17 protein-coding genes are annotated in these 22,303 nt (G+C 54.8%); 11 read left to right on the top strand and 6 right to left on the bottom strand.

Going from position 1 to position 22,303, the window contains the following annotated elements; translation table 11 throughout:
• Positions 1–62 precede the first annotated feature (62 nt).
• Positions 63–3,596 (bottom strand): pyruvate:ferredoxin (flavodoxin) oxidoreductase, encoded by a 3,534-nt coding sequence (nifJ, locus tag KGP26_RS14900; RefSeq protein WP_223497762.1) that lies wholly within the window; start codon positions 3,594–3,596, stop codon positions 63–65.
• A gap of 251 nt (positions 3,597–3,847) precedes the next feature.
• Here nifJ and KGP26_RS14895 point away from each other — a divergent pair, with 251 nt between their 5' ends.
• Together KGP26_RS14895 and KGP26_RS14890 are read left to right on the top strand one after the other, a co-directional pair.
• A complete protein-coding gene (locus KGP26_RS14895; RefSeq protein ID WP_021806525.1) occupies positions 3,848–4,180 on the top strand; it encodes an SMR family transporter in 333 nt (110 codons plus the stop codon).
• 246 nt (positions 4,181–4,426) lie between these two features.
• Complete coding sequence (locus KGP26_RS14890; protein ID WP_021177845.1) at positions 4,427–4,684, top strand: DUF333 domain-containing protein; 258 nt, start codon at positions 4,427–4,429, stop codon at positions 4,682–4,684.
• A 139-nt stretch (positions 4,685–4,823) separates the two neighbouring features.
• Here the strand turns inward: KGP26_RS14890 and KGP26_RS14885 are convergent, their stop codons facing one another.
• From KGP26_RS14885 to KGP26_RS14875, 3 genes are all read right to left on the bottom strand, one after another.
• Positions 4,824–5,978, bottom strand: coding sequence for an IS481 family transposase (locus KGP26_RS14885; protein WP_223664188.1), 1,155 nt, complete (start codon positions 5,976–5,978; stop codon positions 4,824–4,826).
• Between the two features lie 104 nt (positions 5,979–6,082).
• Positions 6,083–6,514, bottom strand: a complete 432-nt coding sequence (gene hslJ / locus KGP26_RS14880; RefSeq protein WP_024486551.1) for a heat shock protein HslJ — start codon at positions 6,512–6,514, stop codon at positions 6,083–6,085.
• Between the two features lie 61 nt (positions 6,515–6,575).
• Positions 6,576–7,568, bottom strand: coding sequence for a 2-hydroxyacid dehydrogenase (locus KGP26_RS14875; RefSeq protein ID WP_024486550.1), 993 nt, complete (start codon positions 7,566–7,568; stop codon positions 6,576–6,578).
• A gap of 267 nt (positions 7,569–7,835) precedes the next feature.
• Between KGP26_RS14875 and KGP26_RS14870 the strand changes: the two genes are divergently transcribed.
• The 3 genes from KGP26_RS14870 to KGP26_RS14860 are packed head-to-tail and all read left to right on the top strand — an operon-like array spanning position 7,836 to position 10,974.
• Positions 7,836–10,448 carry a YdbH family protein gene (locus KGP26_RS14870; RefSeq protein ID WP_223664186.1) on the top strand — a complete coding sequence of 871 codons (2,613 nt, stop codon included), beginning with the start codon at positions 7,836–7,838 and terminating at the stop codon, positions 10,446–10,448.
• Positions 10,445–10,642, top strand: a complete 198-nt coding sequence (locus tag KGP26_RS14865; protein WP_021177849.1) for a YnbE family lipoprotein — start codon at positions 10,445–10,447, stop codon at positions 10,640–10,642. Before KGP26_RS14870 ends, KGP26_RS14865 begins: the two co-directional genes overlap by 4 nt.
• An 8-nt stretch (positions 10,643–10,650) precedes the next feature.
• Positions 10,651–10,974: a YdbL family protein gene (locus tag KGP26_RS14860; protein ID WP_021806521.1), complete on the top strand. Its 324-nt coding sequence runs from the start codon at positions 10,651–10,653 to the stop codon at positions 10,972–10,974.
• Positions 10,975–11,092: 118 nt separating this feature from the next.
• On the opposite strand, the gene KGP26_RS14855 is transcribed toward KGP26_RS14860, so the two are convergent.
• Positions 11,093–11,698 (bottom strand): FMN-dependent NADH-azoreductase, encoded by a 606-nt coding sequence (locus KGP26_RS14855; RefSeq protein ID WP_037375971.1) that lies wholly within the window; start codon positions 11,696–11,698, stop codon positions 11,093–11,095.
• A 313-nt stretch (positions 11,699–12,011) separates the two neighbouring features.
• Between KGP26_RS14855 and hrpA the strand changes: the two genes are divergently transcribed.
• A complete protein-coding gene (gene hrpA, locus KGP26_RS14850; RefSeq protein ID WP_223664184.1) occupies positions 12,012–15,899 on the top strand; it encodes an ATP-dependent RNA helicase HrpA in 3,888 nt (1,295 codons plus the stop codon).
• Here hrpA and KGP26_RS14845 read toward each other — a convergent pair.
• Complete coding sequence (locus KGP26_RS14845) at positions 15,884–17,020, bottom strand: MFS transporter (RefSeq protein WP_223535591.1); 1,137 nt, start codon at positions 17,018–17,020, stop codon at positions 15,884–15,886. The genes hrpA and KGP26_RS14845 overlap by 16 nt on opposite strands.
• Positions 17,021–17,114: 94 nt before the next feature.
• On the opposite strand from KGP26_RS14845, the gene KGP26_RS14840 reads away from it, so the two are divergent.
• The 5 genes from KGP26_RS14840 (at position 17,115) to glpX (ending at position 22,299) form a co-directional block, all read left to right on the top strand.
• Positions 17,115–17,903 carry a helix-turn-helix transcriptional regulator gene (locus KGP26_RS14840; RefSeq protein ID WP_223535588.1) on the top strand — a complete coding sequence of 263 codons (789 nt, stop codon included), beginning with the start codon at positions 17,115–17,117 and terminating at the stop codon, positions 17,901–17,903.
• Between the two features lie 286 nt (positions 17,904–18,189).
• A complete protein-coding gene (locus KGP26_RS14835; protein WP_223499865.1) occupies positions 18,190–18,636 on the top strand; it encodes a PTS sugar transporter subunit IIA in 447 nt (148 codons plus the stop codon).
• 25 nt (positions 18,637–18,661) lie between these two features.
• A complete protein-coding gene (locus KGP26_RS14830; RefSeq protein ID WP_024486535.1) occupies positions 18,662–20,056 on the top strand; it encodes a PTS mannitol transporter subunit IICB in 1,395 nt (464 codons plus the stop codon).
• Positions 20,053–21,321 carry a zinc-binding dehydrogenase gene (locus KGP26_RS14825; RefSeq protein ID WP_166732632.1) on the top strand — a complete coding sequence of 423 codons (1,269 nt, stop codon included), beginning with the start codon at positions 20,053–20,055 and terminating at the stop codon, positions 21,319–21,321. Before KGP26_RS14830 ends, KGP26_RS14825 begins: the two co-directional genes overlap by 4 nt.
• Positions 21,322–21,327: 6 nt before the next feature.
• On the top strand, positions 21,328–22,299 hold the full coding sequence (gene glpX / locus KGP26_RS14820) for a class II fructose-bisphosphatase (protein WP_209522885.1): 972 nt from the start codon (positions 21,328–21,330) through the stop codon (positions 22,297–22,299).
• Positions 22,300–22,303: the final 4 nt, after the last annotated feature.

Here is a 22,303-nt window from a genome sequence, read left to right as displayed (position 1 = left end):
TGCAGCGCTTCTTCATGGCGAACCAGAGCAAAAAAGGGCGCGAAACCGCGCCCTCAACAGAATTACTCCGAACCTGCCTTCTCCGACTTCCCAGCCAACAGGCTTAGGAAATCATATTTCTCCTTCAGCTCTTTTTCTGCTGCCTCATACAGCGCGGCGGCAACCTCAGGCTGCTGCGTGTTGAGGCGGCGGAAACGCTGTTCCTTGTTCAATGTCGTCGTCAGCTCACTGTTCGGTGGCCGGGAGTCCAGCGCCAACGCGGCTTTGCCTTCCGCAGTACGACGTGGATCGAAGCGATACAGCGGCCAGAAACCGGTCGCAGTTAGCTGCCGCATCTGGTCGTGGCTCAGAGCCAGATCGTAACCGTGTTCCTCACAAGGGCTGTAGGCGATGATCAGGGAAGGGCCAGGATAGGCTTCCGCTTCCTGAATCGCTTTCACCGTCTGGTTAAGTTGCGCCCCCAACGAGATCTGCGCAACATACACATGGCCGTACATCATCATGCTGACGCCAAGATCCTTACGAGCCTTGCGCTTGCCGTGTTCACCAAACTTGGTCACGGCCCCCAGCGGAGTGGCCTTGGATTGTTGGCCGCCGGTATTGGAGTAGCACTGCGTATCCAGCACTAACACGTTGACGTTTTCCGTCAGGCTCAGCACATGATCCAGACCGCCGAAGCCGATATCGTAGGCCCAGCCGTCACCGCCGATCAGCCAGATAGACTTATCCACCAGATAGTCGGCATCGGTAGCTAGCTGACGGGCGTCGTTACCTGCCACGTTAGCCAACAGGCTACGTAATTCGGCGATCTGCTGGCGGCGCGGGCCGGTGGCGATCTCGTCTGCCTGCAATGAGGCCACCAACTGGGCAGGTAATTGCGGTGCCAAGGTATCGAGCAGGCGCAATACGCGGCGGCGGTGCTGATCCACCGTCAGGCGGAAGCCCAGACCAAATTCGGCATTATCCTCAAATAGCGAGTTTGCCCAGGCTGGGCCACGGCCATCGGCGTTGGTGGTGTAAGGCGTGGTGGGCAGGTTACCGCCATAGATAGAAGAACAGCCGGTGGCGTTGGCAATCAGCAACCGGTCGCCATACAGCTGGGTCAGCAGCTTGATATACGGCGTTTCGCCACAGCCGGAACAGGCACCCGAATATTCAAACAGCGGAGAGATCAGCTGCGAGGTGCGGATATCGATGCGTTCCAGTTGCGACGCGTCGATCTCCGGCAGTTGCAGGAAGAAGTCATAATGAGCTTTTTCCTCTGCCAGATGATCGAGGCGGGAAGCCATATTGATCGCCTTGATTTCCGGGTTCTGGCGATCTTTCGCCGGGCAAACCTCTACGCACAGGTTACAGCCGGTGCAATCTTCAGGGGCGACCTGCAATACGTATTTCTGGCCGCGCATATCACGGGATTTTACATCCAGCGATTGTAGCGTGGCAGGGGCATACTCCATGGCTTCTGGTGGAACCACTTTGGCGCGAATGGCAGAATGCGGGCAGGCGGCGACGCAGTGGTTACACTGGGTACACAGGTCCGGCTGCCAGATCGGCACTTCTTCGGCGATATTGCGTTTTTCCCACTGCGTGGTGCCCACAGGCCAGGTGCCGTCCGGTGGGAATGCAGAAACCGGCAGGGTATCGCCCAGCCCGGCTAGCATCACGGCGGTAACGGTTTTGACAAAATACGGTGCGGCGTCGGAAACCACCGGTGGGCGTATCGGGCTGTTGCTGTCGAGTGGGCGCAGCGGGATTTCCGTCAGCTCACTCAGCGTGGCGCCCAAGGCCTGCCAGTTACGTTCGACCACCTCTTGGCCCTTGTTGCTGTAGCTGCGGGCAATCGCTCCCTGTAGCTCCTGCAACGCCACTTCACCCGGTAGGATCTTTGTCAGATGGAAGAAGGCCATCTGCATCACGGTATTGATGCGGGCACCCAAATGACATTCGCGCGCCAGCTTGGCCGCGTTGATGATGTAAAGCTTTGCCTGGCGCTGATGCAGGATCGCCTGGACCTCCTGCGGCAGGCGCGACCAGACTTCATCCGCGCTATAAGGGGTATTAAGCAGGAAAATACCGCCAGGTTTTAGCCGCTCCACCATTTGATACTTGTCGATAAACTGCCATTGGTGGCAACCGACAAAGTCGGCGCGGTCGATAAGATACGCCGAATTGATCGGCTTATCGCTAACCCGCAGGTGTGACACGGTCAGGCCGCCGGCCTTTTTCGAGTCGTAGACAAAGTAGCCTTGGGCAAACATCGGCGTGCTGTTGCCGATAATTTTGATGTTGTTCTTGGTGGCAGAAACCGAGCCATCGCTGCCCAAACCATAGAACAGCGCCTCCAGCGAGGCCCGCTGAGGGAGCGTTTCTTCGTGGAGCGGTAGTGACAGACCGGTAATATCGTCGAAAATACCCACGGTAAAACGGGGGCGGGGCTTATCCAGCATCAACTCGCGGAAAATGGCCAACGCGCAGTCTGGGCCAAACTCCTTGGAAGACAGCCCATAGCGCCCGCCAATCACCATCGGCATGCTGGCGCGTTCGCCACGGCTAAAGGCTTCTGCCAGCGCGGTCATTACATCCAGGTATAAAGGCTCGGCCAGAGCACCCGGTTCTTTGGTGCGGTCAAGTACCGCAATTTTTTGTGCGCTTTCCGGCAGTACGGCGAGCAGATGTTTGGCGGAGAAAGGACGGTAAAGCCGAACTTTAAGAACGCCCACTTTTTCACCGCGCGTCAGCAGGTGGTCGATCGCTTCTTCACAGGTACCGATGGCGGACCCCATCAGGATCACCACGCGTTCGGCCTGCGGGTGGCCGTAATACTCAAACGGCTGATAGCTGCGGCCGGTGATGGCCGCAAACTTGTCCATCGCCTGCTGCACATGCTGGTAAGTATTGTCGTACCACGGATTGGTCGCTTCCCGCGATTGGAAGTAGGTATCCGGGTTGGCTGACGTGCCGCGTATGACGGGATGATCCGGTGAGAGAGCCCGGCTGCGGTGGGCGTCGATGGCGTCCTGTGGCATCATCTGCTGTAGCGTTTCGTCGCTCAGCGGGGCGATCTTGTTGATTTCGTGCGAGGTGCGGAAACCATCGAAGAAATGGATGAACGGCAGGCGGCTGTTTAGCGTGGCCGTCTGGGCGATCAACGCGAAATCCTGCGCTTCTTGCACGTTGCTGGCGCACAGCATGGCGCAACCGGTCTGGCGTACGGCCATCACGTCGGAGTGATCGCCAAAGATGGATAATGCATGAGTGGCGACGGTGCGAGCGGCAACGTGCAGGACAAAGGGCGTCAGCTCCCCGGCCAGCTTATACAGCGAAGGGATCATCAACAGCAATCCCTGGGACGAGGTGAAGGAGGTGGAAAGTGCGCCGGTTTGCAACGCACCGTGCACGGTAGCAATGGCTCCGCCTTCGGACTGCATTTCCACCACGTTGGGGACGTCGCCCCAAATGTTTTTCCTGCCGTCACTGGACCAGGCAGCGGTTTGTTCCGCCATGGTCGAACTCGGGGTAATTGGGTAAATGGCAATCACTTCACTGGTGCGATAAGCCACGGAAGCGACAGCGTTATTACCATCTGTAGTAATCATCTGCAGTACCTTTCTGTGCTCACAAAGCTGCAAAAGTCAGCTTCTTATAATCATCAGTAAAGTCTAACAGAGGGGGTTATTTGTGCTTTATCGCATTTGTGTGGCGCACAAAATCTGGATGTAAGGTGATATTTCGTTAAAAAATAATTACTATTTGCAGCGTAATGGTAAAGCGTTGCCGCGATGTAACGCTAATTTAATCTCCGCGTCCTATTATTGATGTGACGTGAAACAGAAAGAAGAAGTTGAAAATGACCGCATTTATCTATTTAGCCATGGCGATTATCGCCGAAGTGATTGCCACCACCTTGCTGAAAGCCTCTGAAGGGTTTACCCGCTTGTGGCCATCGGTGTTTGTCGTGTTGGGTTACGCGGTAGCATTTTGGGGGCTTTCGATGGTGGTAAAAACCATGCCGCTAGGGATTGTCTATGCCATCTGGTCGGGATTGGGGATCGTGCTGGTGTCGATTGCCGCGGTGTTTATTTACCAGCAAAAGCTGGATTTGCCTGCGGTGGTTGGTATGGGGCTGATTATTGCCGGGGTGTTGGTGATTAATCTGCTGTCCAAGTCGGCAGGGCACTGATCGGGAGTGAAATGCTTTCAGGTCAAAAAAAAGCCAAATTAATGGCTAATCATATTTCTATTATTAAGCTAACAAGCTAGATTACTAAAGTTGTCTTTCCGGTTGCCGCTTGATGATGAGCAGGCGGCAACTTGAAGCTCAACGGGTGGACATCAAAGATAACCAAACGGGCCCATCGTTCCAGTGGCTCGGGTTATCAGCAATGGCAAAATTACACAGCATCGTTTCGGTTCAGGGGTATGAATAATGATCACAGCAAAATGGCTGCTTGCCGGCGCCATACTCTCTTTGGCTGCCTGCAGCAGCAATAACGACCAAGAACCACAGCAGATCGCCACCAGTGCCAATATTGGTGCGATACCTACCAGCGAAAGCTGTGCCAGCGTGGGCGGGGTAACCACCATTGCCCATTCGCTCAACGGCGATACGCTCAGAATGTGTCAGATGCCGAACGGCAAACAGTGCGAAGAGTCGGCGCTGGGCCGTGGAGCCTGTTCCCGGTAAGTCCAATTTATCCCGGACGTAGCGTGCGACAGATTGGCAACCGTTGTTACCTTCATCACCGTGCCAGCTCCCTCTCCCTTTGGGAGTGTACAGACCGGGGACATGGTAGACAGGTGTTCAAGGACATGGTGAACACTTTTTAACATCCTTTACCCATGATGATCGACCTATTTCTCAGGTCGATCATCCCCACTTTCGTGCTGTACCACCATACCTCGTAGTAGCCCTCTCTCTCACTTGCCTTCAGCCCGACATATTCACCGATAAAGGCCTTGCCCACTTTCAGGCTCATCCCTTTCAGGCTCAGTTTTCCACTGATATCCACTTTCCTGACCAAGACCCCCTCGTCATACTCGGCTGCCGCCGGATTGCCATTGTACTGTCGCGATGAAGGCTGATAATGGGACGCCGGTACCGCCATTGACAGCGCTTCGTGTGGGCGTTCCAGGTTGTAGGTATCTCGCCAGGCGTCGAACACCTCCTGCAACTGCGCGGCATGGGTAAACCACCGTCCCTGCAGGAGCTCTGCCTTCAGGCTGCGGTGGAAGCGCTCCAGCTTACCCTGAGTCTGAGGATGATAAGGCCGAGAGTGACCCACCCGGATACCCTGACGCATCAGCCACAGTTCCAGCGCGGTCCAACTGCCCGTCGTGTCGCCCCAGGGTGCCCCGTTATCCATGGTCATTCTCTCCGGCAAGCCATAACGTTCGAACACCGCTATCAACTGAGACTGCACGGTGACTCGTCGTTCGTCTGGGCAGTGCGCCAGACAGAGCGAGAAGCGCGAATGGTCATCCAGCAAGGTCAGCGGATGACAACGCCCTTCGGCGAAGGGGAAGTGGCCTTTAAAGTCCATCTGCCAGAGTCGGTTCGGGGCGTCATGTTCAAAGCGTCCGACGGTGGGCGCTGGTGACGGACCGCCCGGTAGCAGGTCATGGTGGCGCATGAGGTTATGCACGGTGCTGGCGGCCGGTAACGTATGCCCCTGCATCTCGAGCCACCGCTTGAGCTTGCGTGCGCCCCACATCGGATGGGCCTGGTGTGCAGCGCGGAGGTATTGGACAACGATATCGGGTGTTCTGGAAGGAGAATGGTGTGGCACTCGAGAACGTTCGTTCAGACCGGCCCTCCCATCAGACTGCCAGCGATGTAACCACTTGTATGCGGTAGCAGGCGCTATGCCGAACTGACGGCATAGCGCACGGATATTAGCGCCTTCTTGCGAGGCGAAAAGCACAAACTCGGTACGTAATGACATGGCAGATCTCTCATCCCACGGCATAAGCAACTCCACTCAGAAGTACTCATACCTATGTTGTAAGTGTCTACCATGTCCCCGAACAAGTGTTCATGATGTCCCCGGTCTGTACAGGGAGAGGGTTGGGGTGAGGGGGAAAATTAATTGACCCAGTCTTTCAGGGTATATACCAGTTGGTGATCGCTGCCGCTCAGGGTCAGCTGTTGGCCGTTGAGCGAGACTTTTGCACCGTTAGCCAGCAGTGTGCCTATGGTTTGATCCCATTGGTTACGTTGCGGATCCGCGCACATCATGCGGGTCGTAGCGAGGTTTTTCACCGTCAGCACGCCGTTTTCTAACTGGCCCTGGCCGAAGAAACGGTTGCACATAGATCCGGAAATATTCATTTTCTCGCCGAACTCGATGCTCGGGCCGCTGCCTTGTTTCGCCTCAACCGCTACACCATCCACGCTTTGCAACACAAAGTTGTGATGCAGCAGATCGCTTTCTACTACGGTTTGTTGTTTGGTTTGCGCGGAACCACAGCCAGCCAATAGCGCACAGGCCATTGCTAAAGGGATCAGTTTTTTCATTATTGTGAACCTGTTCAGGTTTGGTCTGAAGGATCAGGGGCGCTAAGCGCGCCCCAAAGTATTAGGCATTAAGCTGATTAGGGCAGGCTTCACCCCGCGCAAGCTGTTCAATATTTTTCAACGTGGTTTGCGAGATACTGGTCAACGCCTCTTCCGTCAGGAACGCCTGGTGCCCGGTAAACAGCACGTTATGGCAGGCGGACAGGCGGCGGAAAACGTCGTCCTGGATCACGTCGTTGGATTTGTCTTCAAAGAACAGGTCGCGTTCGTTCTCGTATACGTCCATCCCCAGCGCACCAATCTTCTGCTGTTTGAGGGCATCGATAGCGGCGGAAGAGTCGATCAAGGCACCGCGGCTGGTGTTAATCACCATCACGCCGTCCTTCATCATGGAGAACGCGTCCGCATTCAGCAGGTGATGGTTTTCCGGCGTCAACGGGCAGTGCAGGGTGATCACGTCCGCCTGGGCATACAGCGTTTTAAGATCGACATATTCGGCACCCAGTTCTAACGCCTGCGCGCTTGGGTAGGGATCGTAGGCCAAGAGCTTCATGCCAAAGCCTTTCAGAATACGCATGGTGGCTACGCCGATCTTACCGGTGCCAATCACGCCTGCGGTGCGGTTATGCATATTGAAGCCGATCAGCCCTTCCAGCGAGAAGTTGGCATCGCGGGTGCGCTGATAAGCACGATGAATGCGGCGGTTCAGGCACATCATCATGCCCACGGCGTGTTCGGCTACGGCTTCAGGTGAATAAGCTGGAACGCGCACCACCTTGATACCCAGCTCTTTCGCCGCATCCAGATCGACGTTATTGAACCCGGCGCAACGCAGGGCGAGGATCTCGACCCCAAGCGCGGCCAGCTCTTCCAGCACTTCCCGGCTACCGTCGTCATTGACGAAGATGCATACGGCCTTACAGCCGATAGCCGTTTTGGCGGTTTTCTTGCTTAGCAGAAAGTCGAAAAACTCCAGCTCATAACCAAACTGCTGATTTACCAATTCAAGATACTTACGGTCATACTGTTTGGTGCTGTAAATCGCCATTTTCATCGTGGTTTCTCCCGCGTGATTATGTGATCAAATTAACATATTTTGCCAAATACGACAATGGTTTAGCGACCTGTGGCGGCGCAGGCCTTTTAGGGTTTTATGCTGATAATCAGTGTATTAGCCATTTTCTGTATTCACTGGGTAAATATCAAAATTGCGAAACCTGCTCTATAAATGATGAGATGGGTTCACCTTCACCTGCCAGGGGATCCGTGTCATCATTGCGCCTGGCTAATCGATGTTTATCAGGAACTAAACCTGCGCTTAATGACCAAGAGATTAAAAGTATTTGTAGCGATCGTAACGGGCATCATCCTGTTGATCATCGCGCTGTGGCAAACCCTGCCTCGTTGGTTGCCGCGTGCGATAGCGCCTTGGTTACCGCAGGGTAGCCAGCTGGTTTTGCAAGGGCCCTTGCGTTGGCAGCAGGGGGCTTTGCATCTTGATGGGCTAAAATTTAGCGCCCAAGGCTGCGCCATCGCCAATGTCAGTGAACTGCAACTCGCCTACCAAATGGGAAGTTGGCATTTAAAGGGTGAACGAGCGGACGTGGATACCGCCTGCCTGTCAAAATTGCCCCCCTCCGAGGGTGACAGCACGCCATTGGCGCTAGACCGATTGCAAGCGATGCTGCCGCCGTTTGACCTGAATATCAATCTTCTCACGCTCACCCCATGGCAAGCCTACGCCGGTAAATTGCAACTGTCGTCTGCGGCCACTGGCCAACGGTTGCATTATCAAGGTAAGAACGTCACCGCCGAGGCGCAGTTGGATGAACATCAGCAACTGACGTTAAGCAAGCTTAGCATCACGCCACCCAACAGCACGGTTCCTGTTCAACTGACAGGCAAAGTCACCGTACCGCTGGATATGGACAGTTTGCCGATCCAAGGGGCGTTGCAAGGTGAGATACAAACCGCCTATCTGGAAAAACCCTTGCTGCTGGATTTGCACTGGCAACAGCAGCAGGGCGTATTGACCCTGACGGAAAAGGGCAGCGACCAACCGTTGGCGACGCTCCCTTGGGCACTAACGCCAAAACAGATCAGCATCGAAAAAGGCGAATGGCGCTGGCCTTATCTGGAGCAACCACTCAGCGGTGGTTTGAATGTGGCGTTGCATGACTGGAGCCAGGGGTTTGACGAAACCCAAATTACCGCACGTTTGAACGTGATCACTGCCGGGCACAACGGCAAGGGTAACGCGGTGCTGACGTTGGGGCCGGGTAGCCTGAGCCTGACCAACAGCGATCTGGGATTCCAGCTTACCGGGCAGGCAAACCTGGCCAATCTCTCGCTTACGGCGTCAATCCCCGGCATTATCAGCGGCTCGGTCCTTAACCCAACGCTGGTGCTACAGCCGGGGTCTTTACTGCGCGCCTGGGGCCGCCCGGCACCGGACATAAAACTGGATGAGGCTCGGCTGCCGCTGGCTGGAGTAAAAGTCACCGCTCTTGGGATCAGTGGCCGTTTGCAGGCGATTATCATCGCCAGCGAAAGTTACTGGGGCCGTTTCAAGCTGCATTTGGACGGTCAGGCACAAGATTTCTGGCCAGACCATGGTCAGTGGCAATGGCGCTCTTGGGGTAACGGCAAGTTACCCCCGCTACAGGCCGCCTGGGATGTTGCAGGCAGTGGGCGTTGGCAGGACACCAGCATCACCCTGGATCGTCTTTCCACCGGTTTTGATCGGTTGAAATACGGCATGGTCACAGTCGCGACGCCGCGCATGACGCTCAGCCAGCCGATCCAGTGGCAGCGGGATAGCAAAGCACCGAGCCTTACCGGCGGTGTGCAACTGGTGGCTGACAAAACCAGTTTTGGTGCAGGCCGTTATTTGCCGCCTTCGGTACTGGATTTGCAGTTGCAAGGTACGGGGCCAGACAGTTTCCAATGGCAAGGCGCTTTGCAGGCCGAGCAGATTGGGCCAATCAAGTTGCGGGGCCGCTGGGATGGTGAACGCCTGCGGGGTGAAGGCTGGTGGCCAAAACAGTCGTTAACGGTATTCCAACCGCTGATTTCACCCGATCTGAACATCAAACTGCGGGCAGGCGAGTTCTATGCACAGTCGGCATTTTCTGCTGCGCGAGTGCAGGGGTTTGAAGCCGGTGGCCACTGGGTGGTGCGCAATGGCGGCATGTGGCTGCAAGATGGCGAATTGAGCGGGCTGGACTTTGTCTTGCCCTATCGGTTTAAGAACCACCTGTGGCAGCTTGGGGCCAAACGGCCGATCATGCTGCGCATCAAATCCATAAAGACGCTGTTTGAGATGCAGAATATTACCGCCGATCTGCAAGGTACCTATCCCTACAGCGAAGCGTATCCGTTGACGTTGAGCAACATCGGTGTGGATATGCTGAACGGTCATATCAGCCTTTCGGCATTACGGATGCCGCAGCATGATGCGGCGGTGCTCAAACTGGAAGAAATCGACCTCAGCGCACTGTTTACCGCGCTCAAACCGAAGCAGTTCGCCATGTCTGGCCGCATCAACGGCGAGTTGCCGCTCTACCTGAACCACCCCAAATGGCTGGTGCAAAATGGCTGGATCGCCAATGCGGGGGTCATGACGCTGCGGCTGGATAAAGATATGGCCGATGCCATTGGCAGCAATAACCTGGCCACCGGTGCCGCCATCGACTGGCTACGCTACATGGAAATCAACCGCTCAAAGGCGCGGGTCGATCTCGATAACCTGGGCGAATTGACGCTAAAGGCGCATATCGATGGCGTAAATCCGCAGAAAAATGCCAAGCGTGAGGTTATCCTTAACTATAGCCATCAGGAAAACGTGTTTCAGCTGTGGCGCAGCCTGCGCTTCGGCGACAATTTACAAGAGTGGCTGGAGCAGACGCTCTCTAAACCCGAGGAACAACAATGAAGAACGCGACAGGGCCATTGCTGGCCGCCGTGTTGGGCGCATCCTTGCTGAGCGGTTGCGTACCGCGCATTGAGGTGGCGACGCCTAAAGATCCCATCACCATCAATATGAACGTCAAAATTGAACATGAGATCCGTATCAAAGTGGATAAGGACGTTGAGAACCTGCTGAAAGACCAAAGCGGTCTGTTCTAGGAGCCAGCATGAAAAAACGTTATCTGTGGTTGATTGCCGCCGGTTGGTTATTCAGTGGGATGGCTCAGGCGTTGACGCTGGATGAAGCCAAACAGCAGGGGCGGGTTGGTGAAACGCTCAGTGGTTATATCGCTCCGGTGAAGCAGGACGCGGAGACTCAGGCGTTGGTGAAAAAAATCAATGCCGGACGCGCCGAGAAATATCAGCAGGTGGCCGCCAGCAATCATATCGCCATCGATGAAGTTGCGCGGATGGCCGGGCAGAAGCTGGTGACACGAGCGCCAGCAGGGGAATATGTCCGTGGCATTAACGGCCAGTGGTTGCAGAAATAAAAAAAGCGCGCCTCTAGGCGCGCAACGGAATTTAAACGACTTATTGTTATGAGGGTAAAACGGATTTTGCAGGTGTGTGACTTACCAGAGCGCAATCTCTGCGCCCTGGCATCGCTAATTAAGCGGCGATCACTTCGGCCAGTAACGCTTTGGCATCGGCCTGGGCTTTGGTCGCAACGTCTGGACCGTAGGCAATCCCTTCGGCAAAGACGAACTCAACCTCGGTAATACCGATAAAGCCCAGGAACAGACGCAGGTAAGGTTCTACCAGGTCGGTTGGGGTGCCTTTATGGATGCCGCCACGGCTGGTCAGAATGATGGCACGTTTGTTTTTTACCAGGCCTTCCGGGCCGTTCTCGGTGTAACGGAAGGTCACTCCGGCACGGGCAATCAGGTCAAAATAATTCTTCAACTGAGTTGGGATGTTGAAGTTGTACATCGGAGCGGCGATAACGATAGTATCGTTGGCTTGCAGCTCGGCAATCAGTTCGTCTGACAGGGCCAGAGCTTCTTTCTGGCGTGGAGTCAGCGGGGCATCTGAAGGACGCATTGCGCCAACCAGTTCGCCATCCAGCACCGGGATTGGCTGTGCAGCCAGGTCACGCACGGTGATGGTATCGTTGCTGTGAGCATTGGCCCACTGCTCAACGAAGAAATCAGCCAATTGGTTAGACTGAGAATAAGTTGCCAGGATGCTGGATTTTAGAACCAATACGTTGCTCATCGATAATTCCTTTCGTGTTGACTGTGACATCAGGGCTGGTCGCCCGTTGCATGAGGTACACTCTATTCATATTGTTCCAACAGGGATAGCGGAATATTTCGAGATCTACGTTCGATTTTATTGAACAAGAAAACCCAGGTTAAATGGATGGATTATGGGGAGAAATGCCATTGTGGTATCCTGCTGCGCTAAGTCAAAAAATCGATAAACCTAATTTAATAAACGCAGTTATTGGCACCGACACGTCAGCTATAACATCAAACCTAGTCCCTGACGTTAAGCAGTAGCTGCGAAGAAACAAGGAACACCGAACGTGAAATCTACGCTCGCGGCATTGTCATCCCAACTGGGTGACTTGATGCTCCGTGATCAGCAGCGCCTGCAACGCCGGTTGCAAGGTGCGCGCAAAGTCAAAAGCCCTGAAGCTCAACAGGCGGTTGCCGCAGAAATAGCGGGTGATATCGAGCAAGCCATGCTGAAGGTGCGCTCCCGCGCGGCCTCGTGCCCGAAAATCACTTACCCTGAAAGCCTGCCGGTCAGCCAGAAGAAGCAGGACATTCTTGCCGCCATCCGCGATCATCAAGTGGTGATCGTGGCGGGTGAAACCGGCTCAGGGAAGACTACACAGCTACCGAAAATCTGCCTGGAGTTAGGGCGTGGCGTCAAAGGCCTGATTGGCCACACGCAACCGCGCCGCCTGGCTGCACGCACCGTTGCCAACCGCATTGCCGATGAGCTGGAAACCCCGCTGGGTGGCAGCGTCGGTTACAAGGTGCGCTTCAACGATCAGGTGGGTGAAAATACCCTGGTCAAACTGATGACCGACGGGATCTTGCTGGCCGAAATCCAGCAGGATCGCCTGCTGATGCAGTACGATACCCTGATCATCGATGAGGCGCACGAGCGCAGCCTGAACATCGATTTCATCTTGGGTTACCTGCGGGAGCTGTTGCCAAAACGCCCGGATTTGAAGGTGATCATTACCTCGGCCACCATCGATCCGCAGCGCTTTTCTCGCCACTTCAACAATGCGCCGATCATTGAGGTTTCTGGCCGTACCTATCCGGTCGAGGTACGTTACCGGCCAGTGGTGGACGACGCCGACGATACTGAACGCGATCAGCTTCAGGCTATCTTCGACGCGGTGGACGAATTGGGGCGTGAAGGACCTGGTGATATCCTGATCTTTATGAGCGGTGAACGTGAAATCCGTGACACCGCCGATGCGCTGACCAAGCTCAACCTGCCGCATACCGAGGTGCTGCCGCTGTATGCCCGCCTGTCCAACAGTGAACAGAATCGGGTGTTCCAGTCGCACCATGGCCGCCGCATCGTGCTGGCGACCAACGTGGCAGAAACCTCGCTGACCGTGCCGGGCATCAAGTACGTTATCGACCCAGGTACGGCGCGCATCAGCCGCTACAGCTTCCGTACCAAAGTGCAGCGCTTGCCTATCGAACCGGTGTCGCAGGCTTCTGCTAACCAGCGTAAGGGCCGCTGTGGGCGTGTTTCGGACGGTATCTGTATCCGCCTGTTCTCGGAGCAGGATTTCCTGTCGCGCCCGGCGTTTACCGATCCGGAAATTCTGCGAACTAACCTGGCCTCGGTCATATTGCAGATGACCTCGCTGGGGTTGGGCGATATTGCCGTCTTCCCGTTTGTCGAAGCGCCGGATAATCGCAATATCCAGGACGGCGTGCGTCTGTTGGAAGAGTTGGGGGCGATCAAAACCGCAGAAAACGGCCACTATCAACTGACCCCACAGGGCCGTCAGTTGGCGCAGTTGCCGATCGACCCACGTTTGGCGCGAATGGTGTTGGAAGCCCAGAAGAGTGGTAGCGTGCGCGAGATGATGATCATCACCTCGGCGTTGTCGATCCAGGATCCGCGCGAGCGGCCGATGGATAAGCAACAGGCCTCCGATGAAAAACACCGCCGCTTCGCCGACAAAGACTCCGATTTTATGGCGTTCGTCAACCTGTGGGATTATCTCAAGGAACAGCAGAAGGCAAACTCTTCCAGCCAGTTCCGCCGCCTGTGCCGCAACGATTTCCTTAACTATCTGCGGGTGCGTGAATGGCAGGATATCTACACCCAATTGCGCCAGGTGGTGAAAGAGTTAGGCTTGCCGGTCAACAGCGTGCCTTCGGACTACCGCAGCGTGCATACCGCGCTGCTGAGCGGCCTGCTTTCGCACATTGGCCAGAAGGATGCGGATAAGCAAGAGTTTACCGGTGCGCGCAACGCCCGTTTCTCCATCTTCCCGGGCTCCGGGCTGTTCAAGAAGCCGCCTAAGTGGACGATGGTGGCAGAACTGGTGGAAACCAGCCGCCTGTGGGGCCGTATTGCCGCGCGTATCGAGCCAGAATGGATTGAGCCGATGGCTCAGCACCTGGTCAAGCATCATTACAGCGAACCGCACTGGTCCAAATCCCAGGGCGCGGTGATGGCCAGTGAAAAGGTCACGCTGTTTGGTCTGCCGATCGTCGCAGCTCGCCCGGTAAATTACAGCACCATCGATCCGCTGCTGTGCCGTGAACTGTTTATCCGCCATGCGCTGGTGGAAGGTGACTGGCAAACGCGGCACCCGTTCTTCGCCGCCAACCTGAAGCTGCGTGCCGAAGTGGAAGAGCTGGAACACAAATCGCGCCGCCGCGACATTCTGGTGGATGACGAAACGCTGTTCAGTTTCTACGATCAGCGCATTCCGAGCGATGTGGTGTCCGGGCGTCATTTTGACCAGTGGTGGAAAGCCGCCGGGAAGCAGAACCCTGAGCTGCTCAACTTTGAAAAAGAGATGTTGATCAAGGATGGAGCCAATAAGGTCAGCGCGCTGGATTATCCGAACTACTGGTATCAGGGCAACCTCAAGTTGCGCCTGACCTACCAGTTTGAGCCGGGTACTGACGCCGATGGCGTTACCGTGCACATCCCGTTACCGATCCTCAATCAGGTGGAAGAGGCCGGTTTTGAGTGGCAAATCCCCGGTATCCGCCGTGAACTGGTGATCGCACTGATCAAATCCTTACCCAAGCCGGTACGGCGCAATTTTGTGCCAGCGCCGAACTACGCTGAAGCTTTCCTTGGCCGGGCAACGCCATTGGAGATGCCGTTGCTGGATTCGTTGGAACGCGAGCTACGCCGTATGACTGGTGTGACAGTGTCACGTGAGGATTGGCAGTGGGATCAGGTACCCGATCATCTGAAAATGACCTTCCGCGTGGTGGGTGAGAAACACAAAACCCTGCGCGAAGGTAAAGATCTGGCCGCGCTGAGGGCCCAGCTCAAAGACAAGGTGCAAGAGACGCTGTCGGCCGTGGCTGATGATGGCCTGGAGCAGAGCAATCTGCATATCTGGAGCTTTGGCAAACTGCCTGAGTTTTATGAGCAGAAGCGTGGCGGTTACTCGGTCAAGGCTTACCCGGCGCTGGTGGACGAAAAAGACAGCGTAGCCATCCGTCTGTTTGATAGCGAACAGGAGCAGCAGCAGGCCATGTGGCAAGGTACGCGCCGTTTGTTGCTGTTGAACATCCCGTCGCCGATCAAATATCTGCATGAGAAGTTGCCGAACAAGGCCAAGCTTGGGCTGTATTTCAACCCGTATGGCAAAGTGCTGGATCTGATCGACGACTGTATCTCCTGCGGCATCGACAAGCTGATTGCCGAACACGGCGGGCCGGTGTGGGCGGAAGAAAACTTTGCCCGGCTGCAAGAGTTGGTGCGGGCCGAGCTGAACGAAACCGTGGTGGGCGTGGCCAAACAGGTGGAACAGATCCTGACGACGGTCTTCAACATCAACAAGCGTCTGAAAGGGCGCGTTGATATCTCGTTGGCGTTGGCGCTGTCCGATATCAAGGCCCAGCTCAATGGCCTGGTTTACCGTGGTTTTGTCACCAATAACGGTTGGAGCCGCCTACCGGACACCTTGCGTTATCTGCAAGCGATTGAGCGCCGCCTGGAGAAGCTGGCGATCGATCCGCACCGCGATCGCGCTCAGATGATCCGGGTGGAACAGGTTCAACAGGCTTGGCAGCAGTGGCTGAACAAGCTGCCGCCAAAACGCCAGCAGGATGAAGAGGTGAAGGCAGTACGCTGGATGATTGAGGAGCTGCGCGTCAGCCTGTTCGCTCAGCAGTTGGGTACGCCTTACCCGATTTCTGAGAAGCGTATCTTGCAGACCATCGATCAGCTCTCTGCGTAACCTTTAAGCCTTGCTGAACAGGCGAGGCTTAACAGGCTACATCCCAGCAGCGTTAACGGCAGGTGCTGACCCATGGCGGCCAGTGCCAGGCCGCCAGCGATCAGCAGATAATAGAGTAATCCCAATACCGCTCCGGCAGCACCCAGCCGGTTGCGGTAATGCTTCAGCGCCAGGCTGAGAATATTGGGAATGGCCAAGCCAAAGGCAACGGTCACCGCCATGCAGGGCAGCAGGATCATCAGACTTGCCTGCCAATACCACGCACCCACTGCGGCCAATAGGGCTAACAGACTGGCCATTTGGATCTGCCGGTAAGCGCATAATCCTTTTTGCAGAAGATAGCGGTTTGCCGCTGCGCCGCACAGGCTGCCAAAGGCCAAAACAATCCCCGAATAACCAAACTGTTCGCTGGTCAGCCCCAAGGTCTCAAAAATAAACGGGGCCAGACTGAAGTAGCTGAACGCCATGATGTTGAAACTGGCAACCAGCAACGCCGAGCACCAGATTTGCCTATCGCGCAGCATCTCCTGTAAACAGGAGAGTAAAGCGATACCGGCGGTTTGCTGGCGGGTTTCTGGCAGCGCTCGCCAACACCAGATCAGCAACAACAGCGCCAATCCTGCTTGCGCGGAGAAAATGGCCATGCGACCGCCCCAAAACACCAGCATTCCGCCGCTAAACATCCCCAACACCGGGCTTATCGACAATGCCATACCAATTATCGCAAACATCTTGCCTAATGCCTGCCCCTGATAGACATCGCGCAGCATAGTCTGCGTCACCACAGAACCAACGGCGGCACCAAAGGCGATAACGGCGCGCGAGACGATGAGCAACGTGAAAGCGTTGCTCAGCAACGCCAGCAAGGCTCCTGCCGTATACAGCAGCAAACCGGCGAGCATGGCGGCTCTACGGCCATATTTGTCGCTGATCGTTCCCCAAAACGCCACGCCGAAAGCGAAGGCGAAAAAATAGACCGACAGCGTGTGGCCGGCCTGCGTGGCATCGATATGGTAATCAAAGCGGATAGCGGTTAACGCCGGGCTATAGAGCGTTTCCAGGATTTGTGGTGCCATGATCATCACGATGATCAGTGGCAGAGGCAGATTTTTGACGGACATAGCATTCTCCCAAATAAGTGACAGCAGTATAGGGAGATGGCGATTGTTCGATTACAATCATCAGGACAAAAAACAATGAAAATGGGACTGCGGCATGGCACTGATCCTGCAACATCAGGTTTTTGATCCGGATAGTTACTTCGCTCCGGTGGTGGGAATTAGTGCCGAACTGGCGGAACATGATTCTGGCGTACATCAGCATCAACGGGCCCAGATCCTCTATGCCCCACGTGGCTGTATGACGGTGACGTTAGCCGAACGCTGGCTGATCCTGCCGCCAACGCGCATTATCTGGATACCGAGCGGCGTGAGGCATCGCGTGCAACTGCGCGGGCAGGTGGCTTACCGTTCGCTCTATTTTACGGATGCCGCGATGCTGGCAATGCCGCACAGTGCGGTGTTAGCCGCCAATCCGTTACTGGCCGCGGTGATAGAACGCATCGCACATTGGCCGTTTGACTACGCGCAGCAGCATCCCCAGGCGGAAGATCTGTTGCGAGTCTTGCGCAATGAACTGAGGGTGGCGGAGCAGGAAAATACCAGCTTGATACTGCCGAGCGAACCGCGCATAGCGGCCTGGATTGATAGCTTAAACGGCGTCGATCAGCTCCCTGGGCTGGTGGTATTAGCCAAGGCGATCAATCTCCATCCTAAAACGTTAACGCGAATCTTCCAGCGGGAAACCGGGCTGAGCTATCAGCAGTGGTGCCAGCAATGGCGTTTGATGCACGCCATTGAGTTACTGGCGCAATTGCCTTCCGTAAGCGCGGTTGCACAGCGGTTGGCCTTCTCTAGCGACAGCGCATTTATCGCCTTTTTCCGCCAGTATACCGGCACCACGCCAAAGCGGTTTATGGCGGGTGGGATACGAAGTATGGAGTAATTCCTGCTATTTTTCTTGATTGGCAATACTGCAATGGTGATTAATGTCACAATATTTCTATTTTTATAAAATTAGTTAAATGCAATAGTGGTCACATTTTAACTATTGACAAATCTATAATTTGAAAATTTCAATCAATTTTTTGTGAACCAGATCTTCAATTGCAATGTATTTCAAATTAAAAGTGATTTCAATCACGAAATGGCATCGGATTGCGTTTCCCATTATTACTCCATAAGCTGCAAAGCAATTCCCAATCCTCTTGGAATAACGATAGGAAAAACACATGAATGGATTGATAGATTACTTCCCGGAAAATGCATTTACCGTTCACCAGCAAAATTGCGACTGGCAGCAGGCTATTGATTTATCGATGTGCTGTCTGCTGGAAAATAATATCGTTGAGCCACGTTATGTGGCGGCAATAAAGCACAGTACGCAAAATAATGGCGCCTATTATATTCTTACACCGGAAGTGGCTATGCCCCATGCACGTCCGGAAGAAGGGGCTTTGGGCACGGCATTAACCCTAACGGTATTGCCGCAGGGGGTTTATTTCAATGATGACAATCCGCAGGTGAAAGTGTTAATCGGCCTGGCGGCAAAAGATGCCGACAGCCATATCAATGCCATCCAGTTATTGAGTGAAATGTTCTGTGATGACCAGGCAATTGAACAGCTTACTCAGGCAACCAAGGTATCAGAAATAAAAGAAATCATTCTGCGCTTCTGATTTTATACACTCAAGGATCATTATAATGGCCAATAAAACAATGCGAGCCAGAGTGCAAGCTTTTGGCGGGTTCCTGACGGCTATGGTAATCCCTAATATCGGCGCATTTATTGCGTGGGGATTTATTACGGCACTGTTTATTCCCACCGGCTGGATGCCTAACGCCCACTTTGGGCAACTGGTCGGTCCGATGATCACCTATTTGCTACCGCTGATGATCGGCTCCACCGGTGGCTACCTGATCGCGGAAAAACGTGGCGCGGTGATGGGGGGGATTGGCACCATCGGCGTGATTGTGGGGGCAGATATTCCTATGTTCATCGGCGCGATGGTGATGGGGCCGCTGGGCGGGGTGATCATCAAATATATCGACACCAAGCTGGATAAGCGTATCCCCGCTGGCTTTGAGATGGTGGTCAATAACTTCTCACTGGGGATTGTCGGCATGTTCTTGTGCCTGTTTGCCTACGAGGTGATTGGCCCAGCGGTACAGCAGGCTAACCATTTGGTACGTGCTGGCATTGAATCTCTGGTAGCCACTGGATACCTGCCGCTGTTGTCGATTATCAACGAACCGGCGAAGGTGTTATTCCTGAATAACGCCATCGACCAGGGGGTGTATTACCCGCTGGGTATGCAGGATACGGCGGTGAACGGCCGCTCGGTGTTCTTTATGGTGGCCTCTAACCCAGGGCCAGGGCTTGGTATCCTGCTGGCGTTTTCGCTATTTGGCCAGGGTATGAGCAAAAAGTCGGCACCGGGCGCGATGATTATCCATTTCCTCGGGGGTATTCACGAACTCTACTTCCCGTATGTGCTGATGAAGCCGCTGATGATCATTGCCATGATTGCTGGCGGGATGGCGGGGATCTACGTGTTTGATCTGATGGGTGCTGGTTTGGTTGCCGGGCCAAGCCCGGGTTCAATCTTTGCCTATCTGGCTCTGACGCCGCGTGGTGGCTTTGCTGGTACCTTGGCAGGCGTCGCCGCCGGGACGCTGGTTTCGTTCCTGATTGCCGCACTGATCCTGAAAACCGAGAAAAAGCAGGTGACCGAAGATAGTTTTGATGACTCACAGCGGCAGGTGAAAGCCTTGAAAGCTGCGGGCAAAGGGCAAACACAACCGATCCGTCACATCGCATTTGTTTGTGATGCAGGCATGGGTTCCAGCGCGATGGGGGCAACCACCTTCCGTAAACGTTTGGAGAAAGCCGGGGTGCCGATCAGCGTGAAGCACTACGCCATTGAAAATATTCCGCCGGAAGCCGACCTGATCGTGACGCACTCTAGCCTGGAAGGGCGAGCCGAACGGGTGAGCGATAAACCCAAAGTATTGATCAGCAATTATCTCGGTGACAGCAATCTCGATCGTTTGTTGGAACAACTGGTTGCCACACACTCAGAAAAGGAAGCCGTATGAAAACCCAAGCCGCCGCTATTTATGGCCAAAACGACGTTCGCCTGCGTGAGTTTGAATTACCGCCTCTAGGTGATGATGAACTGTTGGTTAAGGTCATTTCCGACAGTGTGTGCCTGTCTACCTGGAAGGCCGCCAAATTGGGGGCTAACCACAAGCGGGTACCTGATGACGTTGCCGAACACCCTGCGATCACTGGCCATGAATGTGCCGGGATCATTGAGCAGGTGGGCAAAAACCTACAGCAACGCTACCGGGCTGGGCAACGTTTTGTGCTGCAACCGGCGATGGGATTGCCGAGTGGTTATTCGGCGGGTTATAGCTACGAGTTTTTCGGCGGCAATGCCACCTATATGATTATTCCACAGCAGGCTGTGGAGCTAGGTTGTGTATTACCGTATGAAGGCAGCTATTTTGCGGCGGCCTCTTTGGCAGAGCCGATGTGCTGCATCATAGGTGCCTACCATGCCAATTACCATACGACGCAATATGTCTATGAGCATCGCATGGGGATCAAACCCGGCGGCAACGTGGCGTTATTGGCCAGTGCCGGGCCGATGGGCATTGGTGCGATCGATTATGCCATCAACGGTAACATCCGCCCTGCGCGGGTAGTGGTCGTGGATATCGACGAGGCGCGTTTGGCGCGGGCCAGATTGCTATTGCCGGAAAGCGTAGCGCGTGAAAAAGGCGTTGAACTGGTGTATTTCAACAGCAGCAAGGTTACCGACCCGGTGGCTGCCTTACGTGACCTGACGCAGGGCCACGGCTTTGACGATGTCTTCGTTTATGCTGCGGTGGCCGATGTGCTGGTGCTGGGGGATGATCTGCTGGCTGAAGACGGTTGCCTGAATTTCTTTGCGGGCCCAACCGACAGTGAATTCAAAGTGCCGTTTAACTTTTACAACGTGCATTATGCATCCACACATGTCGTGGGCACTTCGGGGGGCTCGACGGGAGATATGTTGGAGGCGCTGCAACTGACCGCTGAAGGCCGCATTAATCCTTCGGTGATGATCACCCATATAGGTGGGCTGGATGCCGTGCCGGAAACCATCATCAATCTACCTTCGATCCCCGGCGGGAAAAAGCTGATCTATAACTTTGCCACCATGCCGTTAACCGCAATTGCCGACTTCCCAGAACTCGGGAAAACAGACCCATTCTATGCCCGCTTGGCGGAACTGGTGGCTGAAAGCCACGGCGTTTGGAACGAACAGGCTGAGCGTTTCCTGCTGCAACATTTTGGTGTGGAAACAGGGGTATAACTGCCGATGAAATCGCTGGCTTATGACATTGTACGCACCACTCAACAGGCTGCATTGGCTGCCTGGCCGCTGCTGGGCTGTGGTGATAAAAATCAAATTGATGGGGTGGCCGTCGCGGCCATGCGTCAGCAACTGAGTGGTATGGCCATGCAGGGGCAGATTGTGATCGGTGAAGGCGAAATCGATCAGGCTCCCATGCTGTATATCGGTGAGCGGTTGGGGAGCGGGAATGGCCCGGCCGTGGACATTGCTGTTGATCCTATCGAAGGCACGCGGATGGTGGCCATGGGCCAATATAATGCGCTGGCCGTGATCGCCTTTGCCCCACACAATGCTTTGTTGCATGCCCCAGACATGTATATGCGCAAGATGGTGGTGGGGCCAGGAGCTAAAGGGGCTATCGATTTGCGGTTGCCTCTGGAGCAAAATCTGCGGCAAGTAGCGCAGGCATTGGGTAAGCCATTGCATCAACTGCGCATGATCACGCTGGATAAACCGCGCCATGAACTGATCCGCCAACAGGCGCAGGCGCTGGGGGTGAAGATTTTTGCCATTCCTGACGGTGACGTGGCCGCCAGCCTGATGACCTGCCTACCAGGTGGTGAAGCCGACATCATGTATACCTTGGGTGGCGCGCCGGAAGGGGTCATATCGGCCTGTGCGGTGCGTCTGCTGGGCGGAGATATGCAAGCCGAGCTGATCGATTTCTGCCAGGCGAAAGGCGATACGCCAGAGCACAGATTATTGGCGCAGGAAGAACGGCGGCGCTGCAGCAATATGGGAATTGAGATTAACACCATTTTGCCGCTCAATGCCCTGATCGCCAGTGATGAGGTGATTTTTTCGGCAACCGGGATAACCAAAGGTGACATTATCGGCGGAATAAAACAAAAAGAGGGGTACTTGAGCACAGAAACCCTTATGATTAATGGTACCGACGGGTCGTGTAATAGAATTCATACGTTACACTTGCATTGATGGT

The organism is Serratia sp. JSRIV002, from assembly GCF_019968725.1.
GTDB lineage: Bacteria > Pseudomonadota > Gammaproteobacteria > Enterobacterales > Enterobacteriaceae > Chania > Chania fonticola_B.
The sequence above is the reverse complement of the archived record's forward strand: the minus strand, read 5'-3'. Positions and strand labels throughout refer to the sequence as shown.